General features: G+C 69.2%; 22 protein-coding genes and 1 rRNA gene. 4 read left to right on the top strand and 19 right to left on the bottom strand.

Going from position 1 to position 25,511, the window contains the following annotated elements:
- Positions 1–17: 17 nt before the first annotated feature.
- From ACT53Q_RS15585 to ACT53Q_RS15570, 4 genes are all read right to left on the bottom strand, one after another.
- Positions 18–1,025: an alpha/beta hydrolase gene (locus tag ACT53Q_RS15585; protein ID WP_476187575.1), complete on the bottom strand. Its 1,008-nt coding sequence runs from the start codon at positions 1,023–1,025 to the stop codon at positions 18–20.
- A gap of 166 nt (positions 1,026–1,191) precedes the next feature.
- Positions 1,192–2,475: a citrate synthase gene (locus tag ACT53Q_RS15580; protein ID WP_476187797.1), complete on the bottom strand. Its 1,284-nt coding sequence runs from the start codon at positions 2,473–2,475 to the stop codon at positions 1,192–1,194.
- Positions 2,476–2,791: 316 nt separating this feature from the next.
- Positions 2,792–3,034, bottom strand: coding sequence for a type B 50S ribosomal protein L31 (locus ACT53Q_RS15575; protein ID WP_476187574.1), 243 nt, complete (start codon positions 3,032–3,034; stop codon positions 2,792–2,794).
- A gap of 103 nt (positions 3,035–3,137) precedes the next feature.
- Entirely contained in the window at positions 3,138–4,085 is a 948-nt protein-coding gene (locus ACT53Q_RS15570) for a nucleoside hydrolase (protein WP_476187573.1), read from the bottom strand.
- A gap of 78 nt (positions 4,086–4,163) precedes the next feature.
- Between ACT53Q_RS15570 and ACT53Q_RS15565 the strand changes: the two genes are divergently transcribed.
- A complete protein-coding gene (locus ACT53Q_RS15565; protein WP_476187572.1) occupies positions 4,164–5,027 on the top strand; it encodes an MBL fold metallo-hydrolase in 864 nt (287 codons plus the stop codon).
- 13 nt (positions 5,028–5,040) lie between these two features.
- Here the strand turns inward: ACT53Q_RS15565 and ACT53Q_RS15560 are convergent, their stop codons facing one another.
- The 9 genes from ACT53Q_RS15560 to ACT53Q_RS15520 all read right to left on the bottom strand — a co-directional run bounded on the left by ACT53Q_RS15560 (position 5,041) and on the right by ACT53Q_RS15520 (position 14,384).
- Entirely contained in the window at positions 5,041–6,180 is a 1,140-nt protein-coding gene (locus ACT53Q_RS15560) for a redoxin domain-containing protein (RefSeq protein WP_476187571.1), read from the bottom strand.
- 81 nt (positions 6,181–6,261) lie between these two features.
- Entirely contained in the window at positions 6,262–6,828 is a 567-nt protein-coding gene (locus ACT53Q_RS15555) for a protein tyrosine phosphatase family protein (RefSeq protein WP_476187570.1), read from the bottom strand.
- A 25-nt stretch (positions 6,829–6,853) separates the two neighbouring features.
- Positions 6,854–7,294: a thioredoxin TrxC gene (trxC, locus tag ACT53Q_RS15550; RefSeq protein ID WP_476187569.1), complete on the bottom strand. Its 441-nt coding sequence runs from the start codon at positions 7,292–7,294 to the stop codon at positions 6,854–6,856.
- Positions 7,295–7,405: 111 nt separating this feature from the next.
- Positions 7,406–7,876, bottom strand: coding sequence for an OsmC family protein (locus ACT53Q_RS15545; protein ID WP_476187568.1), 471 nt, complete (start codon positions 7,874–7,876; stop codon positions 7,406–7,408).
- 13 nt (positions 7,877–7,889) lie between these two features.
- Positions 7,890–8,531 (bottom strand): Tll0287-like domain-containing protein, encoded by a 642-nt coding sequence (locus ACT53Q_RS15540; RefSeq protein WP_476187567.1) that lies wholly within the window; start codon positions 8,529–8,531, stop codon positions 7,890–7,892.
- Positions 8,528–11,794, bottom strand: coding sequence for an efflux RND transporter permease subunit (locus ACT53Q_RS15535; protein WP_476187566.1), 3,267 nt, complete (start codon positions 11,792–11,794; stop codon positions 8,528–8,530). The genes ACT53Q_RS15540 and ACT53Q_RS15535 overlap by 4 nt, the downstream gene beginning before the upstream one ends.
- Positions 11,787–12,869, bottom strand: a complete 1,083-nt coding sequence (locus tag ACT53Q_RS15530; RefSeq protein WP_476187565.1) for an efflux RND transporter periplasmic adaptor subunit — start codon at positions 12,867–12,869, stop codon at positions 11,787–11,789. The genes ACT53Q_RS15535 and ACT53Q_RS15530 overlap by 8 nt, the downstream gene beginning before the upstream one ends.
- Positions 12,866–13,069, bottom strand: a complete 204-nt coding sequence (locus tag ACT53Q_RS15525) for a YgaP family membrane protein (protein ID WP_476187564.1) — start codon at positions 13,067–13,069, stop codon at positions 12,866–12,868. Before ACT53Q_RS15525 ends, ACT53Q_RS15530 begins: the two co-directional genes overlap by 4 nt.
- 43 nt (positions 13,070–13,112) lie before the next feature.
- A complete protein-coding gene (locus tag ACT53Q_RS15520) occupies positions 13,113–14,384 on the bottom strand; it encodes an NAD(P)/FAD-dependent oxidoreductase (RefSeq protein WP_476187563.1) in 1,272 nt (423 codons plus the stop codon).
- A 99-nt stretch (positions 14,385–14,483) separates the two neighbouring features.
- On the opposite strand from ACT53Q_RS15520, the gene ACT53Q_RS15515 reads away from it, so the two are divergent.
- Both ACT53Q_RS15515 and ACT53Q_RS15510 read left to right on the top strand, forming a co-directional pair.
- The gene (locus ACT53Q_RS15515) at positions 14,484–14,879 is read left to right on the top strand and encodes a rhodanese-like domain-containing protein (RefSeq protein WP_476187562.1); all 396 of its coding nucleotides are present in this window, start codon (positions 14,484–14,486) and stop codon (positions 14,877–14,879) included.
- Positions 14,880–14,917: 38 nt separating this feature from the next.
- Positions 14,918–15,238: an ArsR/SmtB family transcription factor gene (locus ACT53Q_RS15510; RefSeq protein ID WP_476187561.1), complete on the top strand. Its 321-nt coding sequence runs from the start codon at positions 14,918–14,920 to the stop codon at positions 15,236–15,238.
- 3 nt (positions 15,239–15,241) lie between these two features.
- On the opposite strand, the gene recG is transcribed toward ACT53Q_RS15510, so the two are convergent.
- From recG to rpoZ, 4 genes are all read right to left on the bottom strand, one after another.
- The gene (recG, locus tag ACT53Q_RS15505; protein WP_476187560.1) at positions 15,242–17,362 is read right to left on the bottom strand and encodes an ATP-dependent DNA helicase RecG; all 2,121 of its coding nucleotides are present in this window, start codon (positions 17,360–17,362) and stop codon (positions 15,242–15,244) included.
- Positions 17,363–17,387: 25 nt separating this feature from the next.
- Positions 17,388–17,771, bottom strand: coding sequence for a RidA family protein (locus ACT53Q_RS15500; protein WP_476187559.1), 384 nt, complete (start codon positions 17,769–17,771; stop codon positions 17,388–17,390).
- A gap of 187 nt (positions 17,772–17,958) precedes the next feature.
- Positions 17,959–20,136, bottom strand: coding sequence for a RelA/SpoT family protein (locus tag ACT53Q_RS15495; RefSeq protein WP_476187558.1), 2,178 nt, complete (start codon positions 20,134–20,136; stop codon positions 17,959–17,961).
- Positions 20,137–20,286: 150 nt separating this feature from the next.
- The gene (gene rpoZ, locus ACT53Q_RS15490) at positions 20,287–20,589 is read right to left on the bottom strand and encodes a DNA-directed RNA polymerase subunit omega (protein WP_476173446.1); all 303 of its coding nucleotides are present in this window, start codon (positions 20,587–20,589) and stop codon (positions 20,287–20,289) included.
- A gap of 217 nt (positions 20,590–20,806) precedes the next feature.
- On the opposite strand from rpoZ, the gene ACT53Q_RS15485 reads away from it, so the two are divergent.
- Entirely contained in the window at positions 20,807–22,432 is a 1,626-nt protein-coding gene (locus tag ACT53Q_RS15485) for an electron transfer flavoprotein-ubiquinone oxidoreductase (RefSeq protein WP_476187557.1), read from the top strand.
- A gap of 70 nt (positions 22,433–22,502) precedes the next feature.
- Here ACT53Q_RS15485 and ACT53Q_RS15480 read toward each other — a convergent pair whose 3' ends face one another.
- Together ACT53Q_RS15480 and rrf are read right to left on the bottom strand one after the other, a co-directional pair.
- Positions 22,503–25,145 (bottom strand): XVIPCD domain-containing protein, encoded by a 2,643-nt coding sequence (locus ACT53Q_RS15480; RefSeq protein ID WP_476187556.1) that lies wholly within the window; start codon positions 25,143–25,145, stop codon positions 22,503–22,505.
- 146 nt (positions 25,146–25,291) lie between these two features.
- A 5S ribosomal RNA gene (gene rrf / locus ACT53Q_RS15475) occupies positions 25,292–25,405 on the bottom strand.
- Positions 25,406–25,511: the final 106 nt, after the last annotated feature.

Raw genomic sequence — 25,511 nt, 5'->3', positions numbered from 1 at the left:
CCGGCACACCACCGCACTCAGGGCATGCGGTGCTGGTTGAAGAAATCGATGTAACCGGCATACGCGGCGATCGGATCGTCCTTGTAGCGCCCATCCGCGTCGTAGGTGCAGTGCGCGCTGTTGCCGAAGGCCACCGTGTAGGCCTGGCACAGTGCGGGCCCGAAGTTCGGATAGTGGATCGAATCCATCAGCAGCATTTCGGCATAGGTGACCCGACGCGGCACCACTGGCGCGTCGTAGATCAGCCGCACCGGCGGATCAGGATCGGCGCCGGCAGTGACGCTGCGGATCGCGCTGCCGAACTGCGCGTGATTCGGGTGCTCGGCGTTGAAGTCGGCGATGAAGTCCGGGCGATCGGCCTTGACGATGAACAGGTTCGCGAATTCCGTGCCGTCGTAGCTCGTCTGCGCCTTGACGCCGTAGACCGCGTTGACGCGGGTCGATTCGCGCGCGACCGGGTCGTTGCTGTTCGGTCGCGCCATGTCGTCCTGCAGCGCCGTCCAGATCGTCAGCGTGCCGCGCGACTGGCCGACGAAGAAGACGTTGCGCTTGTCGATGCCCAGCGCGTCGGCGTTGGCACGGATGAACTGCAGCGCGCGCGCAACGTCGTAGTGCGGCACGCCGGGATCGTTGGGACCGTTCGGCAGATCTTCGTTGACCACCGGATGGCGGAACTCGATCGATGCGAACGAATACCCGGCGCGCAACGCCGGAACGACCAGTGCCTCGTACATGTGCGTTCCGGGCGTCAGCGCCTTGCTCATGCCGTTGGGATGCGCCCAGATGATCAGCGGCACCGGCGTCGTCGACGGCGCGCGGTAGAAATCGAAGTTCTGCTTGATCCAGGCATTGTGGAGCGTCGGCTCCTGCCAGGTTTCCTTGCCGTAGCAGAGGTCGGGCCCCTGCGCACCCGACGGCAGCGCCACCGGCTTGCAGGCCTGCTGCGCCTGCGCGGCACCGGCCAGGCAAAGCAGTCCCAGCAGCGCAGCGCTTGCACGCCGTGCCCACGAAACGTTCGCGATCATGTGTTGTCCTTGCGTGATGGAGGAATGGCCCGTCCTTTCGGGCCGGCACCATCAACGCGCCATCGCACGCAGCGTTGACGCACGAAGCGCGACGCGATCACCATCACTGGAAAAGCGAAGGCCCCGCAGTGCGGGGCCTTCGTCGACACGTCGCGATGCGCGATGCTCAGCGCTGGTCGGCCGGCACGTAGTCGCGACCGGCATAACCGGTGTAGATCTGGCGCGGACGGCCGATCTTCGCTTCCGGGTCGTTCTGCTGTTCCAGCCAGTGCGACACCCAGCCGGCGGTGCGCGCGATGGCGAACATCACCGTGAACATCTCGGTCGGGATGCCCAGCGCCTTGTAGATGATCCCGGAATAGAAGTCGACGTTCGGGTAGAGCTTGCGCTGCACGAAGTACTCGTCCTTCAGCGCGGCCTCTTCCAGCTTCATCGCCACTTCGAGCAGCGGATCGTTCACGCCGAGCTCGTTCAGCACCTTGTAGCACATCTCGCGGATGATCTTGGCGCGCGGGTCGAAGTTCTTGTAGACGCGGTGGCCGAAGCCCATCAGGCGGAAGCCCGAGTTCTTGTCCTTCGCCTTGTCGACCGCCGACTGCACGTTGTCCGGGCGGCCGATCTCTTCCAGCATCTTCAGCACGGCTTCGTTGGCACCGCCGTGCGCCGGCCCCCACAGCGCGGCGACGCCGGCGGCGACGCACGCATACGGATTGGCGCCGGTGGAACCGACGAGGCGCACGGTCGAGGTCGACGCGTTCTGCTCGTGGTCGGCGTGCAGGATGAAGAGCAGGTCCAGCGCCTTCGCCGCGACCGGGTTCAGCTCCAGCGGCTCGCTCGGCACTTCCTTCATCATGTGCAGGAAGCGGGTGACGTATTCGAGGTTGTTCTTCGGATAGCGGCTGGGCCAGCCGATCGAATAGCGGTGGCAGGCGGCGGCGATGGTCGGCACCTTCGCGATCAGGCGGATCGCGGCGAGGCGGCGCTGCTCGGCGTCGTCCAGGTCCAGGGTGTTGTGGTAGAAGCTCGCCATCGAGCCGAGCATGCCGACCAGCATCGCCATCGGATGGGCGTCGTGGCGGAAGCCGAACAGGAAGGTGCGGAAGGCCTCGTGCATCATCGTGTGATGCGTGACCTCGTGCTCGAACGCGGAGAACTCCTTCGCGTTCGGCAATTCGCCGTTCATCAGCAGGTAGGCGACTTCGAGGAAGCTCGACTTCTCGGCGAGTTGCTCGATCGGGTAGCCGCGGTACAGCAGCACGCCGGCGTCGCCGTCGATGTAGGTGATGGCCGAACGGCAGGACGCGGTGGCGGTGAACCCGGAGTCGTAGGTGAACAGCCCGGTGTCCTTCGGCAGCTTCGCGATGTCGATGCAGCCGTTGCCGAGCGTCGGCGCATGCACCGGCAGCACGACGGACTTGCCGTCGACGTCGACGGTCACCTGGGTGGGGATGTTGGAATCCTGTTGAGACACGGCGCACTCCCGGAAACGTTGGATGAACTGGAACCGCAGGGCCGCTGCGACGGTCCCTGCGCGTTCGGGGGAAGGAAGCCGCAACCGCGGTCGCGACAGCAGGCGATTATCGCATACCGTCCCGCATGTGCCGCTCCGGACTTTGGTCGGAGGACGCGTCGCCGGCCATGCGCGCACACGAAAACGGCCGCCCGTAGGCGGCCGTCGATGCGTGCACTTCGAACGTACGGATCACGCCGCGAGCGTAGGGTCGGCGGTGCCGACCCCGTCGCGCGGATGCCGCGCTGCGCGACGCTTACTTGCCGTAGCGCTTGCGGAACTTGTCGACGCGACCGCTGGTGTCCACGATCTTGTGCTGACCCGTGTAGAACGGATGCGAAGCCGACGAGATGTCGACCTTGATCAGCGGATATTCGTTGCCGTCATCCCACTTGACCGTTTCCTTGCTGCCAAGGGTCGAGCGGGTGAGGATCTTGAACTCCGAGGTCACGTCCTGGAACACGACCTGACGGTATTCGGGATGGATGTCGGCCTTCATGGCAGGGTACCGGAGTTGGGCGGAAAGCCGGGCATTATAGCGGCGCTCCGCTGTCCGGCTCAAGTCCGGACCCGACCGCCGGCCCAACCCGGCCCGACGCGCCTCATCCGGCCCGCAGCGCCCGCCGGATCAGGCCCTCGAAAGCGGCCTGGTCGCAGGCCATCAGCAGCTCGGCATTGTCGGCCCGGCCGCTGCGGCGGCCCCAGTCGACGACGGTGGCGCCGCGGGTCTCCACCCCGTTCAGCTCGACCCGCAGCGGCCGGCGCTCCAGCGTCACGGCATCTTCCGGCGCGATGACCAGCGCCATCGCTAGAGCATCCGCGGCGTGCCAGCGCTCGCCGCGCAGGCCGGCGGACCACTCGCGGGTCTTGCGCGAGATCGCCTCGTAGAACCGGGCGCGCGGATGATCGGCGCGCAGCCAGGCCTCGACGTCGGTGTGCAGGAAACCATGGCGGATCACCGCCTCCCAGTCGGCCACCTCGACGATCTTCCCGGCCGCGGCGAAGGCCTCGAACACCACCCACGCCGCCTCGGGGTCGAAACCGATGTTGAACTCGGCGGTCGGCGTGGTGTTGCCCTGCCCCGTCACCGCGCCGCCCATCACCACGATCCGGCCGATGCGCTGCGGCAGCGTCGGGTCGAGCTTCAGCGCGACGGCGAGGTTGGTCAACGGCCCGAGCATGCACACCACCAGCCGGCCGGCATGCGCGTGAGAGAGGCGGATCATCGCGAGTGCGGCATGCTCGGCTTCGGCCTGTTTCGCGGCCGGCGCGTAGCCGATGTCGCCGAAGCCGTCGCGGCCGTGCACGTACGAGGCATCGGGCGCGGCGTGCAGCAGCGGCGCATCGCAGCCGGCGAACACGGGAATGTCGACGTCGGCGACTTCGCAGAGCTTCAGCGCGTTGGCGACGGTGTGCTTGAGGCCAACGTTGCCGGCGGCGATGGTCAGCGCGACGACCTCGTGACGCGGCGCGTCGAAGGCCATCAGCAGGGCGAGCGCGTCGTCCACGCCCGGGTCGGTGTCGATCAGCAGAGGGAGTTTGTCGTTCATCGAGGGATTATGCCGATGCCGGGGCGACGACACAGCCCCGCGGGCTAGAATCGGGCACTCGCGCCACCGGAGCCGCCCATGCGCCCCACCGTCACCCCGTTCTTCCACGCCGACAGCTGCACCTGGACCTACGTGGTCGCCGACGACGCGACGAAGCAGGCGGCGATCGTGGACCCGGTGCTCGACTTCGACGCGAAATCCGGGCGTACCGGCACGACCTCGGCGCAGACGCTGGTCGATCACGCGCAGGCGAATGGCCTCGACGTGCGCTGGATCCTCGAAACCCACGCGCATGCCGATCATCTCAGCGCGGGCCACTGGCTGAAGTCCGCGTTCCCTGCGGCGACGCTCGCCATCGGCGAAGGTATCCGCAAGGTGCAAGCGACGTTCCGGCCGATCTTCGATCTCGGCGCGGATTTCGCGACCGACGGCTCGCAGTTCGACCATCTGTTCGCGGACGGCGAACGCTTCGCGGTCGGCGCGATCGACGCCGAGGTGATCGCGGTGCCGGGCCACACCAACGACAGCGTCGCGTATCGCATCGGCGATGCGCTGTTCGTCGGCGATTCGATCTTCATGCCCGACGGCGGCACCGCGCGCTGCGATTTCCCCGGCGGCGACGCGGGCATGCTGTACCGCTCGATCCACCGCCTGTTCGCGCTGCCCGACGACACCCGCGTGTTCGTCTGCCACGACTACGCGCCCGGCGGCCGCGCCTACGCCTGCGAGACCACGGTCGGCGCGGAGAAGGCGGGCAACATCCACGTGCGCGACGGCGTGGACGAAGCGGCCTTCATCGCCGTGCGCACCGCGCGCGACGCGACGCTGGCGATGCCGGCGCTGCTGCTGCCGTCGGTGCAGGTCAACATCCGCGCCGGACGCCTGCCCGAGCCCGACGCCAACGGCGTGCGCTACCTCAAGCTGCCGCTCGATCGTTTCTGATCCGCTCACGCGATCAGCGCCGCGCCGCGGCGGCTTCGATCGCGCGATGCAGCGCGTCGGCATCGCCCTCGGCGTAGTCGGATTCGACGTAGGCCACGCGACCGTCGCGATCGATCACGAACACCTTGCGCAGGTCGTAGCCGGCCTGCGCGTCGTAGCTGCCGTAACGGCGGGCGATGGCGTAATCGGGATCGTTGACGTAACGCAGGTCGCGGGTTTCCAGCACGCGGCGCCAGCCGTCGAGCAGCGCGGGCGTGGACGCGCTGACCGCAAGCCGCACGACATCGCCGCGCAGCGGATCGTCCTTGGCGAGCAGGCGATCCATCTCGTCGAGCTGCACCGCGCAGGACATCATCCGCCGGCGTTCGCGCGCACGGGCGGCCTCGATCTTCGCTTCCGTCGAACCGGCCTGCAGCGGCAGCGTGCCGCTGTAGGCGGCAGGATAGAACGCGAGGACCACGACCTTGCCGCGCAGGTCGGACAGCCGCGGCGCAGCGGCCCGGGAAGGCGGCCTCGGCAGGCCGCGCGGCGCGGGCGTGTCGATCGCGAAGTCCGGCGCCTGATCGCCGACGACCGGCGGCGGCGTGCCCGGATCGGCGGCGATCGGGTCGGGCGTGCCGAGCAGCGCCTTCACCGCCGCCTCCAGCGGCTTGAGATGCTCGCCCTGGGCCCGGTAGCCGTCGTCGCGCCAGCGCACGACGTCATTGCCGTCGAGCAGCAGCACGGTCGCGTCGGCATCGTCGGCGAGCGGCAGCGGGCGGCCGGTGGCCTGCGCGATGCCGGCAAGCGCGGCCGCCTCGACGACGGGCGCGCAGTCGCTGTCGGCGGACAGGGGCGCCGACGGTTCAGCCGCGCCCGTGACGAACACCGTGCGGATGCCCGGCCCGTGCGCACCGGGCGGCAGGGCATTGCCGAACCGGAAGTACTGCTGGAAGGCGAGCCTGAGCATGCCGCCGTACGTGCTGTGCGCCGGCATCAGCACCACCAGTTTCGGTGCGTCCTTCCAGTCGGGGGCGGGATCGCCGCAGAACAACGAGACGGGCACGTGGTCGCCGACGGCGCCGGGCGCGGCCGCTGCCGGACCGATGCCGCAGGCCGCGAGGAGCAGCCCGCCCAGACCGAGCGTCCGCATGGCGACGAGGGAACGGGACATGCGGGCTCTCCTTGCGACGGGGATTCGGACGGGTGCGCGAACGATTGCCGTCGCCGGATGAACCGCCCCCGAATCCGTCGATCAGGGCGCGGCGTTCGCTGCAGGCAAACCAAGCGCCTGCCGCACGCCGGGTTCCGTCGAGGTCATGCCTGCGCTGCGCCCGATGTCCACCGCGTCCGCGGGCGTCATGCCGCGTGCGGCCAGCGCCAGCGCGAGCAGGCCGCCGGCGCGGTTGCCGCTGGCGCAGTGCACGAGCACGGGCCCGCGGGTGTCGGCGAGCAACGCGGACAGGGCCATGGCGTTCTCCGGCGTGACGCCCGCGTGGCCGGCGATCGGCAGCGCGAGGTAGCGCATGCCGGCGGCCTCGACTTCGGCGCGTTCGTCGCGATCCTTCAGCTCGCCCGGCGTGCGCAGGTCGATGACGGTGCGCACGCCGCCGCCGGCGAGTGCCGCCCAGTCGCCGGCCGCGGGCTGGCCCGCGGTGTAGACCTGCGGCTGCGGATGATGCAGCGCGAGGCCGGACGGCGCGGTCGCGGGCAGCGCGGCGGGCGCCTGCCGCGGGTGGCGGCTCGTGCACGCGACCGCCAGCACGGCGATCAGCATCGACGAAACGAAGACACCTGCAAGGCGCAGCGATGGACGCGACATGGACGACTCCTGGAAGGACGAGGGATCAGCCGGCATGCGCACGCGCCCAGCGCACGATGTCGGCGGTGCCGATCGCACCGGACTGGCGCGCGAGCTCGCGGCCGTGGCGGAACAGGACGAGCGTGGGAATGCTGCGGATGCCGAAGCGCGCACCGAGGTCGGGCTGCGCCTCGGTGTCGATCTTGGCGAGGCGGAACGCCGGCTCCAGCGTGCGCGCGGCAGCCTCGAACTGCGGCGCCATCGCGCGGCAGGGCGCGCACCACGGCGCCCAGAAATCGACCAGCACCGGCAGGTCGGACTGCACGACGTGGCGCTCGAATGCGACGGCGTCCAGCGCCAGCGGATGCGCCGCGAACAGCGGCTGCCGGCAGCGTCCGCAGACCGGGCCGTCGGCGAGGCGGGCCGCGGGCACGCGGTTGAGGCCGTGGCAGGCGGGACAGGCGATGTGCAGGGGCGTGTCGGTCATGGAGGACTCCGTTCGTTGGGCGCCGTCGCCGGCATGCCGACGACGGTGGTGGCCGTCGCCACGCGCATCAACCCCGGACGCCACTGCGTCCACCGGGCTTCCGGCGGACGTTCAGCCCGCTGCGGCGCCCGGCACGTGCACCGCGCCGTCGGCATCGACGATCTTCACGTCGACCGACACGCCCTCGCGCACGCTCTGGGTGACGATGCAGAACTGCTCGAACTGCGCCAGCACGCGGTCGAAGTGCTCGAGATCGGCGGCCTTGTCGGCCAACCGGATGGTCACGTCGGCATGCGGGATGCGCCAGCGCCCTTCGGCGTTGCGCACCCGGTGCGCGACGATCTCGGCACGGATCGGCGACGGCTCGTTCTTGAACTTGCGCAGCGCGAACAGCAGGCTGGCGCTCAGGCAGTTGGCGACGCTGGTCAGCAGCATCGCCGACGGGTTGGGACCGCCACCGGCGCCCAGCGGCGCGGATTCGTCGGTGTGCAGCGCCTCGAGCGCGGTGCCCTCGAAATTCACCTTGAAGGCGTAGGGGCCTTCCTGTTCCAGCACGATGTGGATGTCGGTCGCGTCGCTCATGCGCGGATTCCTCTCAGGGAGATGCGGGGACTTCCACCCACAGCGCGCCGCGCAGGTCACCGGCCTCGAAACCGGTGGCGGTGTCGCCGGGGTAGTGACGGGCCAGGGCGGCACGGGTGTCGTCCGCCAGCGCCTTGCCGTGGCATGCCAGACACACCGGCTCGACCGCGATGCCACGCATGCTGCGCAGCACGATGCCCGCGGGCAGGCCCTCGGTCTGGGCGCGCTGCAGCGCGGACACCGGCGTCCCCGCCGCGGCCTCGCGCTCGAACGCGGCAAGCACTTCGGCCTGCCATGCGGCCGGCGCGTTGGCGGGACTGCGCTGCCGGCCGGCCACCGGCACCCGGCCGAGGCGGACGCCGTATTCCGCGGAGACTCGCGCGGCGATCTTCGGCGCCTCGTCGTGGCAGAAGTCGATGGCCCCGACCGTGCCGTCTGCGGCGAGCTTCGCGCCCAGCGCGGACTTCAGCGCACCGGCGAAGGCGGCACCGGCCGCCTTGGCGCGCTCGGCGGGCGCCATCGGCACCGCGACCGTTGCCTGCGGCGCCACGACCGCCGCCGACGGCGCTGCCGGCACGGCCGTCCGCGCGCACCCGGCGATGGCCAGCACCAGGGCGCAAGCCTGCGCGCAAGCGGCGAAACGCGAACCGATCATGGCTTGATCTCCGGTGCGGCGGGCGCGGCGGGCGCGGCCTTCGCCGACAACAATACGAAATACAGCAGCGGGATGACCACCAGCGTCAGCGCCGTGCTCACCAGGATGCCGAAGATCAGCGACACCGCGAGGCCGTTGAAGATCGGGTCGTCGAGGATGAAGAACGCACCGAGCATCGCCGCAGCGGCCGTCAGCACGATCGGCTGCGCGCGCACCGCGCAGGCCTCGATCACCGCCTCGGCCGGCGTCCTGCCCTCGCCCACCGCTTGGTTGATGAAGTCGACCAGCAGGATGGAGTTGCGCACGATGATGCCGGCCAGCGCGATCATGCCGATCATCGAGGTCGCGGTGAACTGCGCGCCCAGCAGCGCGTGCCCGGGCATCACGCCGATCACGGTCATCGGGATCGGCGCCATGATCACCAGCGGCACCAGGTAGCTGCGGAACTGGGCGACGATCAGCAGGTAGATCAGCACCAGACCGGCGGCGTAGGCGATGCCCATGTCGCGGAAGGTCTCGTAGGTGATCTGCCACTCGCCGTCCCACTTGATGGCGTAGGTCGCGGTGTCCGCGGGCTGGCGGATGAAGAACTGGCCGAGTTTGTGGCCATCGACGGCGTTGTCCGACACCTGCCCGACCACGTCGAACATGCCGTACAGCGGGCTGTCGAGCGCGCCGGCTTCGTCGCCGGTCACGTACACCACCGGCAGCAGGTCCTTGTGGTGGATCGCGCCGTCCCACGTGGTGCGCACGGTCTTCGTCACTTCGGCCAGAGGCACCGCCTGGCCCTGCCCGCCCTTCACCGACAGCGCGAGCAGGCGATCGAGCGACGCCTGTTCGGCGACCGGCACGCGCAGGCGCACGGGCTTGGGCTGGCGCGAGACGCCGTCCTGCACGAACGTCGCGTCGTAGCCGCCGACCGCGGCGGCCAGCGTGTTGGCGATCGTCGACTGGTCGACGCCGAGCTTCGTCGCGCGCTCGCGATCGACCACCAGCACTTCGCGCGGCGCCGGCGCTTCCACCGTGGTGTCGATGTCGACCAGTCCTTCGGTGCCGTGCAGGCGCTTTTCGAGCGCCAGCGCGACCTTGCGGCTGCCGGCATAGTCGGGGCCGTAGATTTCCGCCACCAGCGGCGACAGCACCGGCGGGCCGGGCGGCACTTCCACCACCTTCACCGACGCGCCGTAGCGGCGACCGATGGCGTCGAGCCCCGGCCGGATCGCCAGCGCGATGTCGTGGCTCTTGCGCGTGCGGTGGTGCTTGTCGACCAGATTGACCTGCAGGTCGCCGACATTCGCACCGCTGCGCAGGAAGTACTGGCGCACCAGGCCGTTGAAGTTGATCGGCGCCGACGTGCCGGCATAGCCCTCGAAGCTCTCGACTTCGGGCACGGTGGCGACCTTCGCCGCGAGTTCGGTCAGCAGCGCGTTCGTCGTCTCCAGCGTGCTGCCCTCGGGCATATCCACGACGACCTGGACCTCGGACTTGTTGTCGAACGGCAGCATCTTCAGCACGACGAGCTGCACGACCGCGAGGCTCGCCGCCAGCAGCACCAGCGCGGCCATGCCGGCGAACAGCAGGCGACGACGACGCGGCGCGCGATCGCCGGACAGGAACGGCGTCATCACCTTGTCGAACAGGCGATGCAGCCGACCTTTGTCCTGCGCGCCGTCGCCGTGCGCCTCGTCATGCGCGACATGCGGCTTCAGCAGCTTCAGCGACAGCCACGGCGTGACCACCAGCGCCACCGCCAGCGACAGCACCATGCCGGCCGAGGCGTTGATCGGGATCGGCCGCATGTACGGGCCCATCAGACCGCTGACGAACGCCATCGGCAGCAGCGCCGCGATCACCGTGAACGTCGCGAGGATGGTCGGCCCGCCGACTTCGTCGACCGCGGGCGGGATCGCTTCGAGCAGCGTCCTGCCGCCGCGCGCCATGTGCCGGTGGATGTTCTCCACCACCACGATCGCGTCGTCGACGAGGATGCCGATCGAGAAGATCAGCGCGAACAGCGACACGCGGTTGAGCGTGAAGCCCATCGCCCACGACGCGAACAGCGTCAGCGCGAGCGTCAGCACCACCGCGGCACCGACCACGACCGCCTCGCGGCGGCCCAGCGCGAACAGCACCAGCAGCACCACCGACAGCGTCGCGAACATCAGCTTCTGGATGAGCTTCTTCGCCTTGTCGGTGGCGGTCTGGCCGTAGTCGCGCACGATCTCGACGTGCACGCCTTCGGGGATCAGTTCGCCGCGCAGCGCATCGAGGCGGGTCGCGATCGCGGAGGTGATGTCGGACGCGTTGCTGCCCGGCTTCTTGGCGATGGCGATCGTCAGCGCCGGCGCGGCGCCGGCCTTCGGCCCGCCCTTGCCCGCGGGCGTGCCGTGCCAGACATAACTCGACGGCACGTCGATGCCGGCGCGCACGTCGGCGACGTCGGCCAGCGTCACCGGCTTGCCGCCCTGCACGCCGAGCACCAGCGTGGCGACGTCGTCGCGATCGGCGAGGAAGCGGCCGGCCGTCACCGGCACCGCACGATCGCCGCCGACGCGTTCGCCGACCTGGCGCACGACGTTCGCGGCCTGCAGCGCCTGCGCCACTTCGCCGACGCTCAGCCCGAAGGCCGCGAGCCGGGTCGGATCCAGCGTCACCGCCACCACGCGATCCGGCGCGCCGATGGCGTAGACGTCGCGCGTGCCGGGCACGCGCTTGAGTTCGGTTTCCAGTGTGCGCGCGACCGCGGACAACTGCTCGACGCCGGTGTCGGGATCGTCCGACCACAGCGTCAGCGCCATCACCGGCACGTCGTCGATGCCCTTGGGCTTGATCAGCGGCTGGCCCACACCGGTGCCCGCCGGCAACCAGTCGGCGTTGGAGAACACCTGGTTGTAGAGGCGCACGATCGCCGGCTGGCGCTCCACGCCCACGGTGTATTCGACGGTCAGCACCGCCATGCCCGGACGGCTGATCGAATAGACGTGCTTCACGCCCTCGATCTCGGACAGCTTCTGTTCGAGCGGATAACTCACCAGTTGCTCGACGTCGCGCGCGGTCGCGCCGGGGAAAGGCACGAACACATTGGCCATCGTGACGTCGATCTGCGGCTCTTCCTCGCGCGGCGTGATCAGCACGGCGACGAGGCCGAGCATCAGCCCCATCAGCGCGAGGATCGGCGTCAGCGGATTGGCCTGGAACGCACGCGCGATGCGGCCGGAAAACCCGAGCCGCGGCGTCGCGTCGCGGGAAGCGGCGTCACTCATGCGTCGCTCCCGCGGCTTCGCGCTGCGCGACCACCGCCTGCAACGCCGCCTGCGGATCGCGCGCGATCGCATCGCCCGCATGCAGGCCGGCCAGCACTTCGACGCTGTCGCCCGACGCATCGCCCAGCCGCACCTGCCGCAGCAGCGCGCGGCCGTCCTTCACCACGTAGACCGCAGCGAGCTCGCCGCGCCGGTAGATCGCGGTCGCCGGCACGCGCAGCGTGCGGGTTTCGATGCGGATCGGGAACGTCACCTTGGCGGTGCGGCCCGGCGCCGGCGGCGTATCGAGCGCAGGCAGCAGCACGCGCACCGTCACGCTGTGGCTGGCGGCGTCGGCGGCGGGAAACACGATGACCTGGCGTGCATCGACCGCGCGGCCGTCGTCGAACACGACGCGGGCGCCGGGCTGCGCGCGGATGGCGTCGGCCGCGGACTGCGGCACGTGCACTTCGATGCGCAGGTCGTCCGGCGCGTACACGATGAGCAGGCGCTGGCCGGGGCCGACGGTCTCGCCCGGTTCGACATCGCGCGCGGAGACGATGCCCGCGTACGGCGCGCGCACGGTGGTGTAGTCGGCGTTCTGTCCGGCCGAGGACAGCTGTGCGCGCGCGGCATCGCGCGCGGCGTTCGCGGCATCGCGCGCGGCGCGTGCCTGGTCGAGCTGCGCGCGCGAGACGTACTCGCCCTTCGACAACGCGGCGTAGCGCTGGAACTGGCGCTCGGCCTCGGCGGCCGACGCCTCGGCCGCGCGCAGCTGCGCGCGCGCGGCGTCGACACCCGCCTGCTGTTCGACCACGGTCAGGCGCAGCAGCACCTGGCCCGCGGCGACGCGATCGTTCACGTCGGCATCGACCGCGGTCACGCGCCCGCCGGTCTGCGCCGACAGCACCGCTTCGCGCACGGCTTCGACGGTGCCGTCCCAGGTCTGCCCGCCGCTCGCGGCATCGGCCGCGACGACCACCGTGTCGAGCTTCGGCAGCGGTGCCGTTTCGGGCGCGGCGTCGTTGCCCCCGCATGCGGACAGCGCGAGCGCCAGCGCCGAGGCCAGCGCGATGCGACGGAAGGACGTGTTCACTTGAAGGCGCATCCGCTGGCAATCCCGAGTTTGCGGAAGAGGATCGCCGCCGGGCAGAAGCCGGTGACGCTGGACTGCAGCAGGTTCACGCCGATGAAGGCGGTGAACAGCCAGAACCACGGCGAGACGAAATGCGTGAGCGCGAGGCTCAGCAGGATCATCATGCCGGCGAAGGCGAGGACGGCACGGTCGAGATTCATGTCGATGCTCCGGACAAGGCGAAGGACGTGGGGGAGGAAGGCATCACTTCAGGCGCTCGATGCCCAGCGCGCTGAGCACGTATTTCTCGTAGATCGGCTCGCTGGTGCCGTTTCGCATCTTGTAGAGGAAGTACTTCTCGAACGCGATCTTGGCCAGGTGCACCCACTTGCCGATCTTCGTCCAGGTGACGTTGCGCGGCGGGATCTGCGGCAGCGCCACGAACGCGGCGCCGGTGTCGCCCATGTCGGCCAGGCAGACGGCGTTCCAGGTGCCTTCGAACACGGGCGGTTCGCCCTTCAGTTCGGCCTGGATGTTGCGCACGATGGTGGTGACCATCGACTCGATCATGAAGCCGGTCTTCGGCGCACCGGTCGGCACCGGCGTGACTTCGACCGGCGGGATGGCGACGCAGACGCCGGCGGCGAAGATGCGCGGATGCTTCGGGCTGCGCTGGTGCTTGTCGACGATGACGAAGCCGCGCGGATTGCACAGGCCTTCGACCGCCGCCACGGCGTCCACGCCACGGAACGCCGGCAGCATCATCGAATACGCGAACGGCAGCACGTGCTCCTTCGCCGGTTGTCCCTGGTCGTCGCATTCGTTGACGGTCATCTCGCCGGCGCGGACTTCCTTCACCCGGGCGTTGACGACCCACTTGATGTGGCGCTGGCGCATCTCCGATTCCATCAGGCCCTTGGAATCGCCGACGCCGCCCAGGCCCATGTGGCCGATGTAGGGCTCGCTGGTGACGAAGGTCATCGGCACCTTGTCGCGCAGCTTGCGCTTGCGCAGGTCGGCGTCGAGGATCATCGCGAATTCGTAGGCCGGGCCGAAGCAGCTGGCGCCGGCCATCGCGCCGACCACGATCGGGCCGGGCGCCTTCAGGAAGGCCTCGTAGGCCTCCCAGGCGTGTTGCGCGTGCGGCGTGGTGCAGACCGACTGGGTGTGGCCGCCGTCCGGGCCGCTGCCGGGCACTTCGTCGAAGGCCAGCTTGGGGCCGGTGCAGACCAGCAGGTAGTCGTAGTCGAGGACGGTGCCGTCGCCGGTCACGACCCGGTGCGTGTCGGCGTCGATCTTCGCCACGCCGTCGCTGCGGAAGTCGATGCCCTTCTTCACCAGATGTTCGCCCGCCTTGAGGGTGATGTCGTCCGGCTTGCGCCATCCGACCGCCACCCACGGATTGGACGGCGTGAAACTGAAGCGCTCGCCGTCGCCGACGACGGTGATGCGATGCGCCTTGCCGAGGATGTCGCGCAGTTCGTAGGCCGCGCTCATGCCGCTGAGACCCGCTCCGATCACGACGATGTTGCTCATGGCCCCTCCCAGGGTGGATTTGATTTGTTTCTAATTTAGAATTACCTTAATTAGACTTTGCTAGACTGTCAACCACCCCCCCTCCACCGGAAGCTCCCCATGACCTACACCGCCCAGGATCTCGTGGCCCAGGCGCGGGCCGTGATCGAGGAAATCGACCCCGACCGCCTGCGCGCCCTGCAGGCCGCCGGCGCCCCCGTCATCGACGTGCGCGAGCCGGCCGAATTCGCCGAAGGCCACCTGCCCGGCGCCGTGAACCTGCCCCGCGGCGTGCTGGAGTTCCAGGTCGACGGCCACCCGGCCGTGGCGACCGGCGCGGACCCGCACCTCTCGCACCGGCGCGCGCCGGTGATCCTCTATTGCCGCACCGGCGGCCGCTCGGCGCTGGCGGCCGAGGCGTTGAAGCGGCTGGGCTTCGACCGCCCGCTGTCGCTGGCCGGTGGCTGGCTGCGCTGGGTGGACACCGGCGGCGAGGTCGAGGGCCCCGCACGATGAATGCAGCACGCCGCCGCACGGCCGCGGACGCGGCTTCCATGGGCGAACGGATGCAGGCCCAGGCCGAACAGGCCGCGGAGTTGCTGAAGGCGCTGTCCAACCCGCAGCGCCTGCGGGTGATGTGCCTGCTGATCGACGGCGAGAAGACCGTCGGCGAGATCAATGCCGAGGTCGACCTCAGCCAGTCCGCGCTGTCGCAGCATCTCGCGGTGCTGCGCGAAGGCGGGCTGGTGCAGACGCGGCGCGAATCGCAGAGCGTGTACTACTCGGTCGCGACCGGGCCGGTGCATCAGTTGATCCGCACCCTGCACGACATCTACTGCCCGACCCCGGAAGGCGACGGCGAAGGCCTCTGCTGAAGCTCAGGCGCCGGCGTAACGCGCGGCGCCGCCGACCCAGCGCTGCATGATGCGGTCGGCCACGTCCGGCGCGGCGCGCAGCAGCGCGTCGCCGATCCGCTGCACGGTCGGCAGCAAACCGGCGTCGCGGCCGAGATCGGCGATGCGGAACGCCGCCAGCCCCGTCTGCCGCGTGCCCAGCAGTTCGCCGGGGCCGCGCAATTCGAGATCCTTTTCGGCGATCACGAAGCCGTCGTTGGTTTCGCGCATCGTCTCGAGCCGCTGCTTCGCCATCCGCGACAGCGGCGTCTGGTAGAGCAGCACGCAGCTCGACGCCGCACTGCCCCGCCCAACGCGGCCGCGCAACTGGTGCAACTGCGCCAGGCCCAGCCGCTCGGCGTTCTCGACGATCATCAGCGACGCGTTCGGCACGTCGACGCCGACCTCGATCACCGTCGTCGCCACCAGCAACTGCAGCTCGCCGGCCTTGAACGCGGCCATCGTCTTCTGTTTCTCCGCCGGCTTCATGCGGCCGTGCACCAGCGCGATGCGCAGCCCGGGCATCTGCTTGACCAGCGTGTCGTAGGTGCTCTGCGCGGCCTGCGCGACCACTTCGTCGCTGTCGTCGATCAGCGTGCACACCCAGTACGCCTGCCGGCCTTCGCGGCAGGCGGCGCGGATGCGTTCGATCAGCTCCGGGCGGCGTTCGGCGCTCAGCACCACCGTCTGCACCGGCGTGCGCCCGGGCGGCAGTTCATCGATGGCGGACACGTCGAGATCCGCGTACGCGGCCATCGCCAGCGTGCGCGGGATCGGCGTGGCGGTCATCACCAGCTGGTGCGGCACGCAGTCGCCGCGATCACCCTTGTCGCGCAGCGCGAGGCGCTGGTGCACGCCGAAGCGATGCTGCTCGTCAACGATGGCGAGCGCGAGATCGTGGAAGGCCACGCCTTCCTGCATCAGCGCATGCGTGCCGACGACCATCTGCGCGGTGCCGTCGGCGATCTCCGCCAGCACCGCCGCACGCGCCTTGCCGCCGACCTTGCCGGCCAGCCAGGTCACGCGCACGCCCAGCGGTTCGAGCCACGCCCGCAGGTTCGCGAGGTGCTGTTCGGCCAGCAGTTCGGTCGGCGCCATCAGCGCGGCCTGGCGGCCTTCGCGCACCGCCAGCAGCGCGGCCATCGCCGCGACCACGGTCTTGCCGCTGCCCACGTCGCCCTGCACCAGCCGCAGCATCGGCATGGATTTCGCGAGGTCTTTGCGGATCGCTTCGAACACCCGCACCTGCGCGCCGGTGAGCGCGAACGGCAGCGTCTCGCGCAGGCGCGTCGCGAGCGACACGTCGCGCAGCGGGCGCGCGCGGTGTGCCTGCGCGGCGATGCGCTGGCGCCGCAGCGTGAGGTGGTGCGCCAGCAGTTCTTCCAGCGCCAGACGTCGTTGCGCCGGATGCGTGCCGGCCAGCAGCGCCTGCACGTCGCTGCCCAGCGGCGGGCGATGCAGCGTGACCAGAGCGTCGCGCAACGACGGCAGACCCGCGCACAGCGATTCGCGCGCCAGCACCTCGGCCGGCAGCAGTTCGAGCGCGCGTTCGTCGGGCAATCGCTCCAGCGCCTGCGCGATCAACCGGCGCAGCGTCACCGGGCCGATGCCTTCGATCACCGGATAGACCGGATCGAGCCGGTCGCTCAGTGCGGCCGCATCGTCCGCATCCAGCACGCGATAGCTGGGATGCACGATCTCCAGTCCGTGCTGGCCGGGCCGCGGCGTACCGTAGGCGCGCACGCGCGCACCGACGGCGAACTGCGACACCTGCTGCGAACGGAAATGGAAGAAGCGCAGCACCAGCGTCGCGCCGGAATCGTCGCCGATCGCCACGCGCAGCATCGGCCGGAAGCGGTAGCCGCGCTCGACCGCTTCCACCCGACCTTCGACCTGCGCCGGCCGGCCGGGCTGCAGCATGCGCACCGGCGTCAGCTCGGTGCGGTCCTCGTACTGCCGCGGCAGGTGGAACCACAGGTCCTGCAGCGTCGTCAGCCCGCGCGCGGCCAGTTTCTCCGCGACCTTCGCGCCCACGCCGCCCAGCGCCACGAGCGGCTGTGCGGCGGGATCGAGCTGCGGAACCGGGCGGGACGGCGCGCGGGCCATGCGCGACTGCGCTTGAAGACGCGGCTCAGCGCAGGACGAGGATCGCGTCGACCTCGAACTTCGCGCCGCGCGGCAGCGCCGACACCTGGATGGTCGAACGCGCGGGATACGGCGCATCGAACACGGCTTCCATCACCGCATTCACCGCGGCGAACTCCGACAGGTCGGTCAGGTACAGGCCGACGCGCACGATGTCGTCGAACGAACCGCCGGCGGCCTCGCAGACCGCGCGCAGGTTCGCGAACGCCTGCTGCGCCTGCGCGGTGATGTCGCCTTCGACGATCAGGCCGGACGACGGATCCAGCGGGATCTGGCCGGAGAGGAACACCATGTCGCCGGCGCGGGTGGCCTGCGAATACGGACCGATGGCGGCGGGAGCGTGCGGGGTCTGGATGGGTTCGCGGGGCATGGGCATGCTCGACTGATGGATGGGATCGTAGTTTACGTGGTAGGTCGGGCCTTGGCCCGACATCACGAGACCGCCGTTCGCAGCGGACGACGATCGGAACCGACCGCCAGTCCGAGGCGATGAGGGAGCCGCTTCAAAAGAGGTGCGAAACGATCGGACGCGTCGCGATGGCGGGCCAAGGCCCGCCCTACATCCGCTGCACGCCGTGCACCACGCCCAGCCGGCGCACGCGGCGGATGACCTCGGCGAGGTGCCGGCGGTCGGCGACCTCGATGCCGAAGCGGATCGCCGCGATGTTCTTGTCGCGGTCGAGGTATTCGACGGCGTCGATGTTGGAATCGGCCTGCGCGATCGCGGCCGCGACCTGCGCCAGCACGCCCGGGCGGTTCTCGACCTCGATGCGCAACGCGACCGAGTAGTCGCCGCTGACTTCGCGATCCCAGCCGATCGCGACCCAGCGCTCGGGGGATTTGCGGTATTCGGCGACGTTCGCGCAATCCATGCGGTGCACGACGATGCCGCGACCAGCGGTGTGATAGCCCATCACGTCGTCGCCGGGGATCGGCATGCAGCACTGCGCGAAGGTGACCACGCCGCGCTCGGCGCCGGTGATCAGGATCTTCTCGCCGTGGCGGACGGCGGCCGCGGGATCGAAACCGTCCGGCTTGTCCGGCAGGCGGTGCGCCAGCACCTGCGCGACCTGCGTCGGCATGCGGTTGCCCAGCGCGATGTCGGCCAGCAGCGCTTCCAGCCGCGGATAGCGGTGGTCGGAGAGGAACGCCTCCAGCCGCGTCGCCGGGATGCGGTCGAGCGAGGTGTCCATGCCTTCCAGCGCGCGATCGAGCATGCGGTGGCCGAGTTGCACCGCGTCCTCGTGTTCGAGCTGCTTGAGCTGGTGGCGGATCGCGGTGCGCGCCTTGCCGGTGACCACGAACTCCAGCCACTGCGGCTTCGGCGCCGCGGATTTCGCGGTGATGATCTCCACGCTCTGGCCGCTGGCGAGCTTCGTGCGCAGCGCGACCAGCCGGCGGTCGACGCGCGCCGCCACCGCATGGTTGCCGACGTCGGTGTGCACCGCGTAGGCGAAATCCAGCGTGGTCGAATTGCGCGGCAGCGCCATGATGTCGCCCTTCGGCGTGAACAGGTAGACCTCGTCCGGGAACAGGTCGATCTTCACGTTCTCGAGGAATTCCAGCGACGACCCGGTGCCGCGCTGCGATTCGATCAGATTCGCCACCCACAGCTGCGCACGGTTCTGCGCGCTGCTGGACTTGCCCTCGCCGTGCTTGTACGACCAGTGCGCGGCGATGCCGCGTTCGGCGATGAGGTCCATTTCCTCGGTGCGGATCTGCACCTCGATCGGCGAGCCGTACGGCCCGAACAGCACCGTGTGCAGCGACTGGTAGCCGTTGGCCTTGGGGATCGCGATGAAATCGCGGAAGCGGCCGTCCAGCGGTTTGAACACCGAATGCACCACACCCAGCGCGTGGTAGCACTCCGGCACCGTGCGCAGCACCAGCCGGAACCCGAACACGTCCATCACCTGGTCGAAGGTCTTTCCCTCGGCGCGCATCTTCGTGTAGATGCTCCACGGCGATTTCACGCGACCGACCAGCCGGAACTGGAAGCCTTCCTTGCCCAGGCGCTGCGCGAACTGCGCCTCGATCTTCGACATGGCCTCGCGCCGCACCAGCGGCTGCGTGCGGATGCGCCGGCCCAGCACCGCATGGCGCCACGGATGCAGCGCGCGGAAGCCGAGGTCCTGCAGCTCGGCCTTGATCTTGTTCATGCCCAGCCGCTGCGCGATCGGCGCGTAGATCTCCAGCGTCTCGCGCGCGATGCGCGTGCGCGCTTCCGAACTCTGCGCGCCGAGCGTGCGCATGTTGTGCAGGCGGTCGGCCAGCTTGATCAGGATGACGCGCAGGTCGCGCGCCATCGCCAGCATCATCTTGCGGAAGCTCTCGGCCGCCGCCTCCTGGCGATCGCGGAACTGGAGCTTGTCCAGCTTGGTCACGCCCTCGACCAGTTCGGCCACGGTCGCGCCGAATTCGGCGGTAATCTCCTCGCCGGTCAGCGGCGTGTCCTCGATGGTGTCGTGCAGGATCGCCGCCACCAGCGTCTCGATGTCCACGCCCTGCTCGGCCAGCACCGTCGCCGCCGCCACCGGGTGGGTGATGTAGGGCTCGCCCGACTTGCGGGTCTGGCCCGCATGCGCCGCGGCACCGACGCGCCAGGCGCGGATCAGCGTGGCCTGTTGCTCGGCCGGCAGGTACGCCGCCGCCACTTCCAGCGCACGCACGTAGTCCGGCAGCTCCGCGTCGGGCGCGGGCGTGGGACCGGACTGGATCGGCTCAAGTTGACTCATCCCGGAAGCCTAAGGGGAAACGCCGGAGATTGGGAATGGGTCTCGCCGGGACCGTGCATGCGCCATGCACCGCGGCGTCACGGGGCCATGAACGACGAAACCCCGCCGGGGCGGGGTTTCGGGATGCTGCGCAACGATTGACGCCGGTGATTACAGATCGTCGCCCTTCGACAGGTCGTCGTCGGCGACGACTTCGGCGGCGGCCCACTCCAGCGCCTCGCGCTCCTTGCGCTCGCGCTCGGCCTTCTCGACGGCGTCGATGTAGCCGTTGTCGATGCGGCGGGCGGCGATCTCGCGCAGGGCCAGGACGGTGGGCTTGTCGTTGGCTTCGCTGTTGTCGATCTGCGGATCGACCCCGTTGGCGAGCTGGCGGGCGCGCTTGGCGGCCATCATGACCAGTTCGAAGCGGTTGTCGACGACTTGCAGGCAATCTTCAACGGTGATGCGGGCCATGGGGCTCCCGGCGGCGCGAGGCCGTCCGTCATTGTGTGGGAACCGGAGATTGTAGCGTTTTCAGGGGGTTGTGGACAAGTCCGGCGCCACCCCGATCCCAGGCCTGCCGCGAGGCCGTCCACGCCCCGGCGTGGCCGATCCCGCGGCGCCATGTCCACGGAATTTGCCCCGCCCGGCGCAAACCGCGAAAATCGCGGGATTCCCGCAGGAGTCCGACATGAGCGAGCCCACGCAGCAGGCCGAGATCGAACGCGACGTCATGGAGTACGACGTCGTCACCGTCGGCGCCGGCCCGGCCGGGCTGGCGTTCGCGATCCGCCTGAAGCAGCTGAATCCGGAGCTGTCGGTCTGCGTGATCGAGAAGGCGTCGACCATCGGGGCGCACATCCTGTCCGGCGCGGTGATCGAGACCGGCCCGCTCGACGCCCTGCTGCCCGACTGGCGCAAGGCGCCGCCGCCGATCTGCGTGCCGGCCACCGAGGACGAATTCTGGCTGCTGACGAAGACCGGCGGCCGCAAGCTGCCGGTGCCGCCCGGCATGAACAACCACGGCAACGTGATCGTCAGCCTCGGCGCGATGTGCGCCTGGCTGGCGCCGCAGGCCGAGGCGCTGGGCGTGGAGATCTATCCGGGCTTCGCTGCCGCCGAAACCCTGCACGACGCCGACGGCAAGGTCGCCGGCGTGCGCATCGGCGACATGGGCGTGGCGAAGGACGGTTCGCACAAGCCCGGCTTCACCGCCGGCATCGACATCCGCGCCAAGGTCACCGTGCTCGCCGAGGGCGCCCGCGGCCACCTCACGAAGCGCCTGATCGAGCGTTTCCAGCTGGACAAGGACAGCGATCCGCAGGGGTATTCGATCGGCATCAAGGAACTGTGGCAGGTGCCGGAAGACCGCGTCACGCCCGGCAAGATCGTGCACAGCTTCGGCTGGCCGGCCGACAGCCACACCTACGGCGGTAGCTTCCTGTACCACCTCGACAAGGGCCGGATTGCGCTCGGCTACGTCAGCGGCCTCGATTACCACGACCCGGATTACAAGCCGTGGGAAGCCTTCCAGCAGTGGAAGAACCATCCGATGGTGAAGCCGCTGCTCGAAGGCGGCAGCATCGTCTCCGCCGGCGCACGCGCGATCGTCACCGGCGGCTGGCAGTCGCTGCCGAAGGTCGAGATGCCCGGCGCGCTGCTGATCGGCGACACCGCCGGCCTGCTCAACGTGCCGAAGGTCAAGGGCACGCACCAGGCGATCCGCTCGGGCATGCTCGCGGCCGAACACCTGGTCGCTTCGCAGCTGGCGCCGGAAGGCTTCGACGCGAAGCTGCGTGCCTCCGACGCGATGGTCGAGCTGAAGAAGGTGCGCAACATCAAGCCCGGCTTCAAGCGCGGCCTGTGGTTCGGCATGCTCAACGCCGCGTGGGAAACCGTCACCGGCGGCGCCTCGCCGTGGACGCTGAAGAACAAGGCGGACTGGTCGTCGCTGGACAAGCTCGGTGCGCACGAGCAGCCGAAGCGGGACTACGTCGACCGCACGCTGGCGCCGCGCGATCGCCTCGCCGCGGTGTACTTTGCCGCGACCGAGCACGACGAGGACCAGCCGGTGCACCTGAAGGTGCGCGACACGTCCGTCTGCGTGACCCGATGCGCCGAGGAATACGGCAACCCGTGCACGCGCTTCTGCCCGGCCGGCGTGTACGAGATCGTCGCCGACGAGGCGGGAAAGCGCCTGCAGATCAACGCCGCCAACTGCGTGCACTGCAAGACCTGCGACATCAAGGATCCGTACCAGATCATCGACTGGGTGACGCCGGAAGGCGGCTCCGGGCCGAACTACCAGAACCTCTGAGCACATCCGCTCGGCACAAGCAGAAACGCCCGGGAATCCCGGGCGTTTCCTTTTGGCAAATGGCGGAGGATCAGCGTCTTGCCGCCGCCACCGGCTCCTGCCCGGGCGCCGGCATCTGCTGGCCGGAGGTCTGTGCGGCCGGAGACCTGTCCATCTTCTGCAGGCTGTCGCGCAACGGCGTGCCTTCGGCCTGCGCACGATCGATGTGCGCCTGCTTCGAGGTCGCGCCCGCCGGATCGCCATCGCCAATGAAGAGGTTCTGCTTCCCGCCCGCGGTCGGATTGCCCATGGCCACGTAGTCGATGTTGCGGAGGCCGTTCTCCTTCGCCAGCACGGTCAGGCTGGCGGCGGTCTCCTGCACGGGCAGCTTCGCGCCTTCGCCGTTGAGCTTCTGCACCCCGGTGACCGCCTGTTCGTAGAGCCCGCGGTTCTCGGGGCGCAGGAGGACCGACTGCCTCTCGCGGAAATCCGCGACGGCGTTGTCGACCGAACGTCCGGGGTCGAAGCCGCTGTCGGCACGGGTCACCGGCCGCGACGGCTTCGAGCCGCCACCGAAGTGGATGGTGATGCCCACGCGGCCGTAGGTTTCGTGGGTCTCTGGGCGATAGCCGGCTTCGGCCGTGAACTGGTAGCGATCGCTGCCGGTGGTCGAGACCTTCGCGCCGAACTCGGAGACCCGGAACGGCCCCGTGCTGTTGTCCAGGCGGGCCACGCCGCTGTACTCGAGGTCCTTGTTCCTGAAGTTGATCGAGCCGCCGACACTGGTCACCGGGCCGAACTTGCCGTCGAATCCCACCGATCCGGCGCCGTCGCTGAAACCGAGCTTGCCGCCGACGCCGAACGTGTTGCCCAGCCTGTCCTTGGTCAGCGTCGCGTTGAGCTCGTTGCCGTTCGGGAAGCTGGCACCGAGCTTGTAGTTCGACGCGCCGTTGGGTTCGTCGATGCGGAAGCTCGCCAGACCCTTGCCGTCGCGCCAGACGCCGAACGCGGCGTCGGCACCGTAGACCTTGCCCGCCGGCGACTTCGACAGATCGAAGTTCAGCGTGTCGCCGTTGTCGAAGCGGAGCTTCGAGTTCAGCGACGACGTCTGCGCGGGCTCGTCGACGCGGAACGCACCGCTGCCCGTGCCGTTCTGTCCCAGGCGGAACGTCGTTTCGGCACCGTAGATCGCGCCGTTCTTCGTGTTCGTGTAATCCGCACCGAGGCCGAAACCGTCGTTCCACTTCAACTTGGTGTTGAACATCGACGTGCCGGCGGGCTCGTCGACGCGGAACGCCGCGGTGCCGTTGCCGTCCTTGCCGAGCTTGAAACCGGTGTCGGCGCCGTAGATCTGCCCGGCCTTCGTGTTGCCGTAATCTGCGTTGAGGTGGAAGTCGTCGTTGAACTTGAGCTTCGTGTTGAACAGCGACGTGCCGGCCGGTTCGTCGACGCGGAATGCCGCGGTGCCATTGCCGTCCTTGCCGAGCTTGAAGCCGGTGTCGGCGCCGTAGATCTGCTGACCGTCGCGATTGCGAAGCCAGTCTGCGTTGAGATGCGTGTTCGCGTCGAACTTCAGCTGCGTGTTCGCCTGCGACGTGCCGGCGGATTCGTCGACACGGAACGCGGCGGTGCCGCTGCCATCCTTGCCGAGCTTGAAGCCGGCGTCGGCGCCGTAGATCTGCTGGCCATCGCGATTGCGCAACCAGTCGGCGTTGAGATGCGTGTTCGCGTCGAACTTCAGCTGCGTGTTCGCCTGCGACGTGCCGGCCGCTTCGTCGACGCGGAACGCGGCGGCGCCGCTGCCGTCCTTGCCGAGCTTGAAGCCGCTGTCGGCGCCGTAGATCTGCTGGCCATCGCGATTGCGCAGCCAGTCGGCGTTGAGATGCGTGTTCGCGTCGAACTTCAGCTGCGTGTTCGCCTGCGAGGTGCCGGCGGATTCGTCGACGCGGAACGCCGCGGTGCCATTGCCGTCCTTGCCGAGCTTGAAACCGGCGTCGGCGCCGTAGATCTGCTGGCCATCGCGATTGCGCAGCCAGTCGGCGTTGAGATGCGTGTTCGCATCGAACTTCAGCTGCGTGTTCGCCTGCGACGTGCCGGCCGCTTCGTCGACGCGGAATGCCGCGGTGCCATTTCCGTCCTTGCCGAGCCTGAAACCGGTGTCGGCGCCGTAGATCTGCTGGCCATCGCGATTACGCAGCCAGTCGGCGTTGAGGTGCGTGCTCGCGTCGAACTTCAGCTGCGTGTTCGCCTGCGTGGTGCCGGCCGCTTCGTCAACGCGGAACGCGGCGGTACCGTTGCCGTCCTTGCCGAGCTTGAATGCGCCGTCCGCTCCGTAATTCTGCCCAGTCGGCGTACGGTTCCAGTCGGCGTTGAAGAGATTGCCGTTCGCGAACTGCCATTGGCTGCCGATGCGGTAAGTGTCCGCTTGCGGCAGCCCTGAAGCGTCGAAGCGCAACGTATCGCCACCGCCGAGTCCGAAGCGTCCGTTGAGAGCATATTGATCGATCGCGAAACCGGGATCGGTGCGCAAGCGGAGTTGGGCGCCGAGCTGATCGCCACTGCGGAACAGGTAGTCGGCATTGCCCTGGTACAGCCCGGGAGATGGCTGCGACCCGGAACCGGTCAAAGTGCCGCCGAACAGCGGCGCCCGGAAACTCAGCGGCGGATCCACGTTGGCCGGCGTCTGCGCCGCTGGCGTCTGGCTGGACGCCGGATCATTCTTCGGGTCAGGCATGACCATCTCCTCGCCCCATTCACGGGGATTATTGATCACCCGGCAAGGGTTCTCGATGCCTGCCACGAAGTCAAGGACGTCATCGCTTCCGAATCGCCCAAAGAAGAACCCCCCGCAGCGTTGGCTGCGGGGGGTTCGGTGTAAGACCCTGGCGATGACCTACTCTCGCATGCTGAGTGCACACTACCATCGGCGCGTGCGCGTTTCACTTCCGAGTTCGGGATGGGATCGGGTGGTTCCACGCAGCTATTGTCACCAGGGAGAGGGTGGAGGGTCGCCGGCTTCCGGAGAAGCAGCGCTCACGCTCTCATTGGGTCTTGGGACGTAACGAGGTTGTGCCGAACGTCGACGTGTCGGTCGAGGTAA

The organism is Lysobacter sp. DMC97 (assembly GCF_056313745.1).
Note: the sequence above shows the minus strand (reverse complement) of the source record. Positions and strands in the feature narration are given on the sequence as shown.

Bases quoted from the DNA above. Each gene is read 5' to 3' on its own strand.
- ACT53Q_RS15585 (WP_476187575.1), bottom strand. From the start codon at position 1,025: ATGATCGCGAACGTTTCGTGGGCACGGCGTGCAAGCGCTGCGCTGCTG.
- ACT53Q_RS15575 (WP_476187574.1), bottom strand. From the start codon at position 3,034: ATGAAGGCCGACATCCATCCCGAATACCGTCAGGTCGTGTTCCAGGAC.
- ACT53Q_RS15570 (WP_476187573.1), bottom strand. From the start codon at position 4,085: ATGAACGACAAACTCCCTCTGCTGATCGACACCGACCCGGGCGTGGAC.
- ACT53Q_RS15565 (WP_476187572.1), top strand. From the start codon at position 4,164: ATGCGCCCCACCGTCACCCCGTTCTTCCACGCCGACAGCTGCACCTGG.
- ACT53Q_RS15560 (WP_476187571.1), bottom strand. From the start codon at position 6,180: ATGTCCCGTTCCCTCGTCGCCATGCGGACGCTCGGTCTGGGCGGGCTG.
- ACT53Q_RS15555 (WP_476187570.1), bottom strand. From the start codon at position 6,828: ATGTCGCGTCCATCGCTGCGCCTTGCAGGTGTCTTCGTTTCGTCGATG.
- trxC (WP_476187569.1), bottom strand. From the start codon at position 7,294: ATGACCGACACGCCCCTGCACATCGCCTGTCCCGCCTGCCACGGCCTC.
- ACT53Q_RS15545 (WP_476187568.1), bottom strand. From the start codon at position 7,876: ATGAGCGACGCGACCGACATCCACATCGTGCTGGAACAGGAAGGCCCC.
- ACT53Q_RS15540 (WP_476187567.1), bottom strand. From the start codon at position 8,531: ATGATCGGTTCGCGTTTCGCCGCTTGCGCGCAGGCTTGCGCCCTGGTG.
- ACT53Q_RS15535 (WP_476187566.1), bottom strand. From the start codon at position 11,794: ATGAGTGACGCCGCTTCCCGCGACGCGACGCCGCGGCTCGGGTTTTCC.
- ACT53Q_RS15525 (WP_476187564.1), bottom strand. From the start codon at position 13,069: ATGAATCTCGACCGTGCCGTCCTCGCCTTCGCCGGCATGATGATCCTG.
- ACT53Q_RS15520 (WP_476187563.1), bottom strand. From the start codon at position 14,384: ATGAGCAACATCGTCGTGATCGGAGCGGGTCTCAGCGGCATGAGCGCG.
- ACT53Q_RS15515 (WP_476187562.1), top strand. From the start codon at position 14,484: ATGACCTACACCGCCCAGGATCTCGTGGCCCAGGCGCGGGCCGTGATC.
- ACT53Q_RS15510 (WP_476187561.1), top strand. From the start codon at position 14,918: ATGGGCGAACGGATGCAGGCCCAGGCCGAACAGGCCGCGGAGTTGCTG.
- recG (WP_476187560.1), bottom strand. From the start codon at position 17,362: ATGGCCCGCGCGCCGTCCCGCCCGGTTCCGCAGCTCGATCCCGCCGCA.
- ACT53Q_RS15500 (WP_476187559.1), bottom strand. From the start codon at position 17,771: ATGCCCCGCGAACCCATCCAGACCCCGCACGCTCCCGCCGCCATCGGT.
- ACT53Q_RS15495 (WP_476187558.1), bottom strand. From the start codon at position 20,136: ATGAGTCAACTTGAGCCGATCCAGTCCGGTCCCACGCCCGCGCCCGAC.
- rpoZ (WP_476173446.1), bottom strand. From the start codon at position 20,589: ATGGCCCGCATCACCGTTGAAGATTGCCTGCAAGTCGTCGACAACCGC.
- ACT53Q_RS15485 (WP_476187557.1), top strand. From the start codon at position 20,807: ATGAGCGAGCCCACGCAGCAGGCCGAGATCGAACGCGACGTCATGGAG.
- ACT53Q_RS15480 (WP_476187556.1), bottom strand. From the start codon at position 25,145: ATGCCTGACCCGAAGAATGATCCGGCGTCCAGCCAGACGCCAGCGGCG.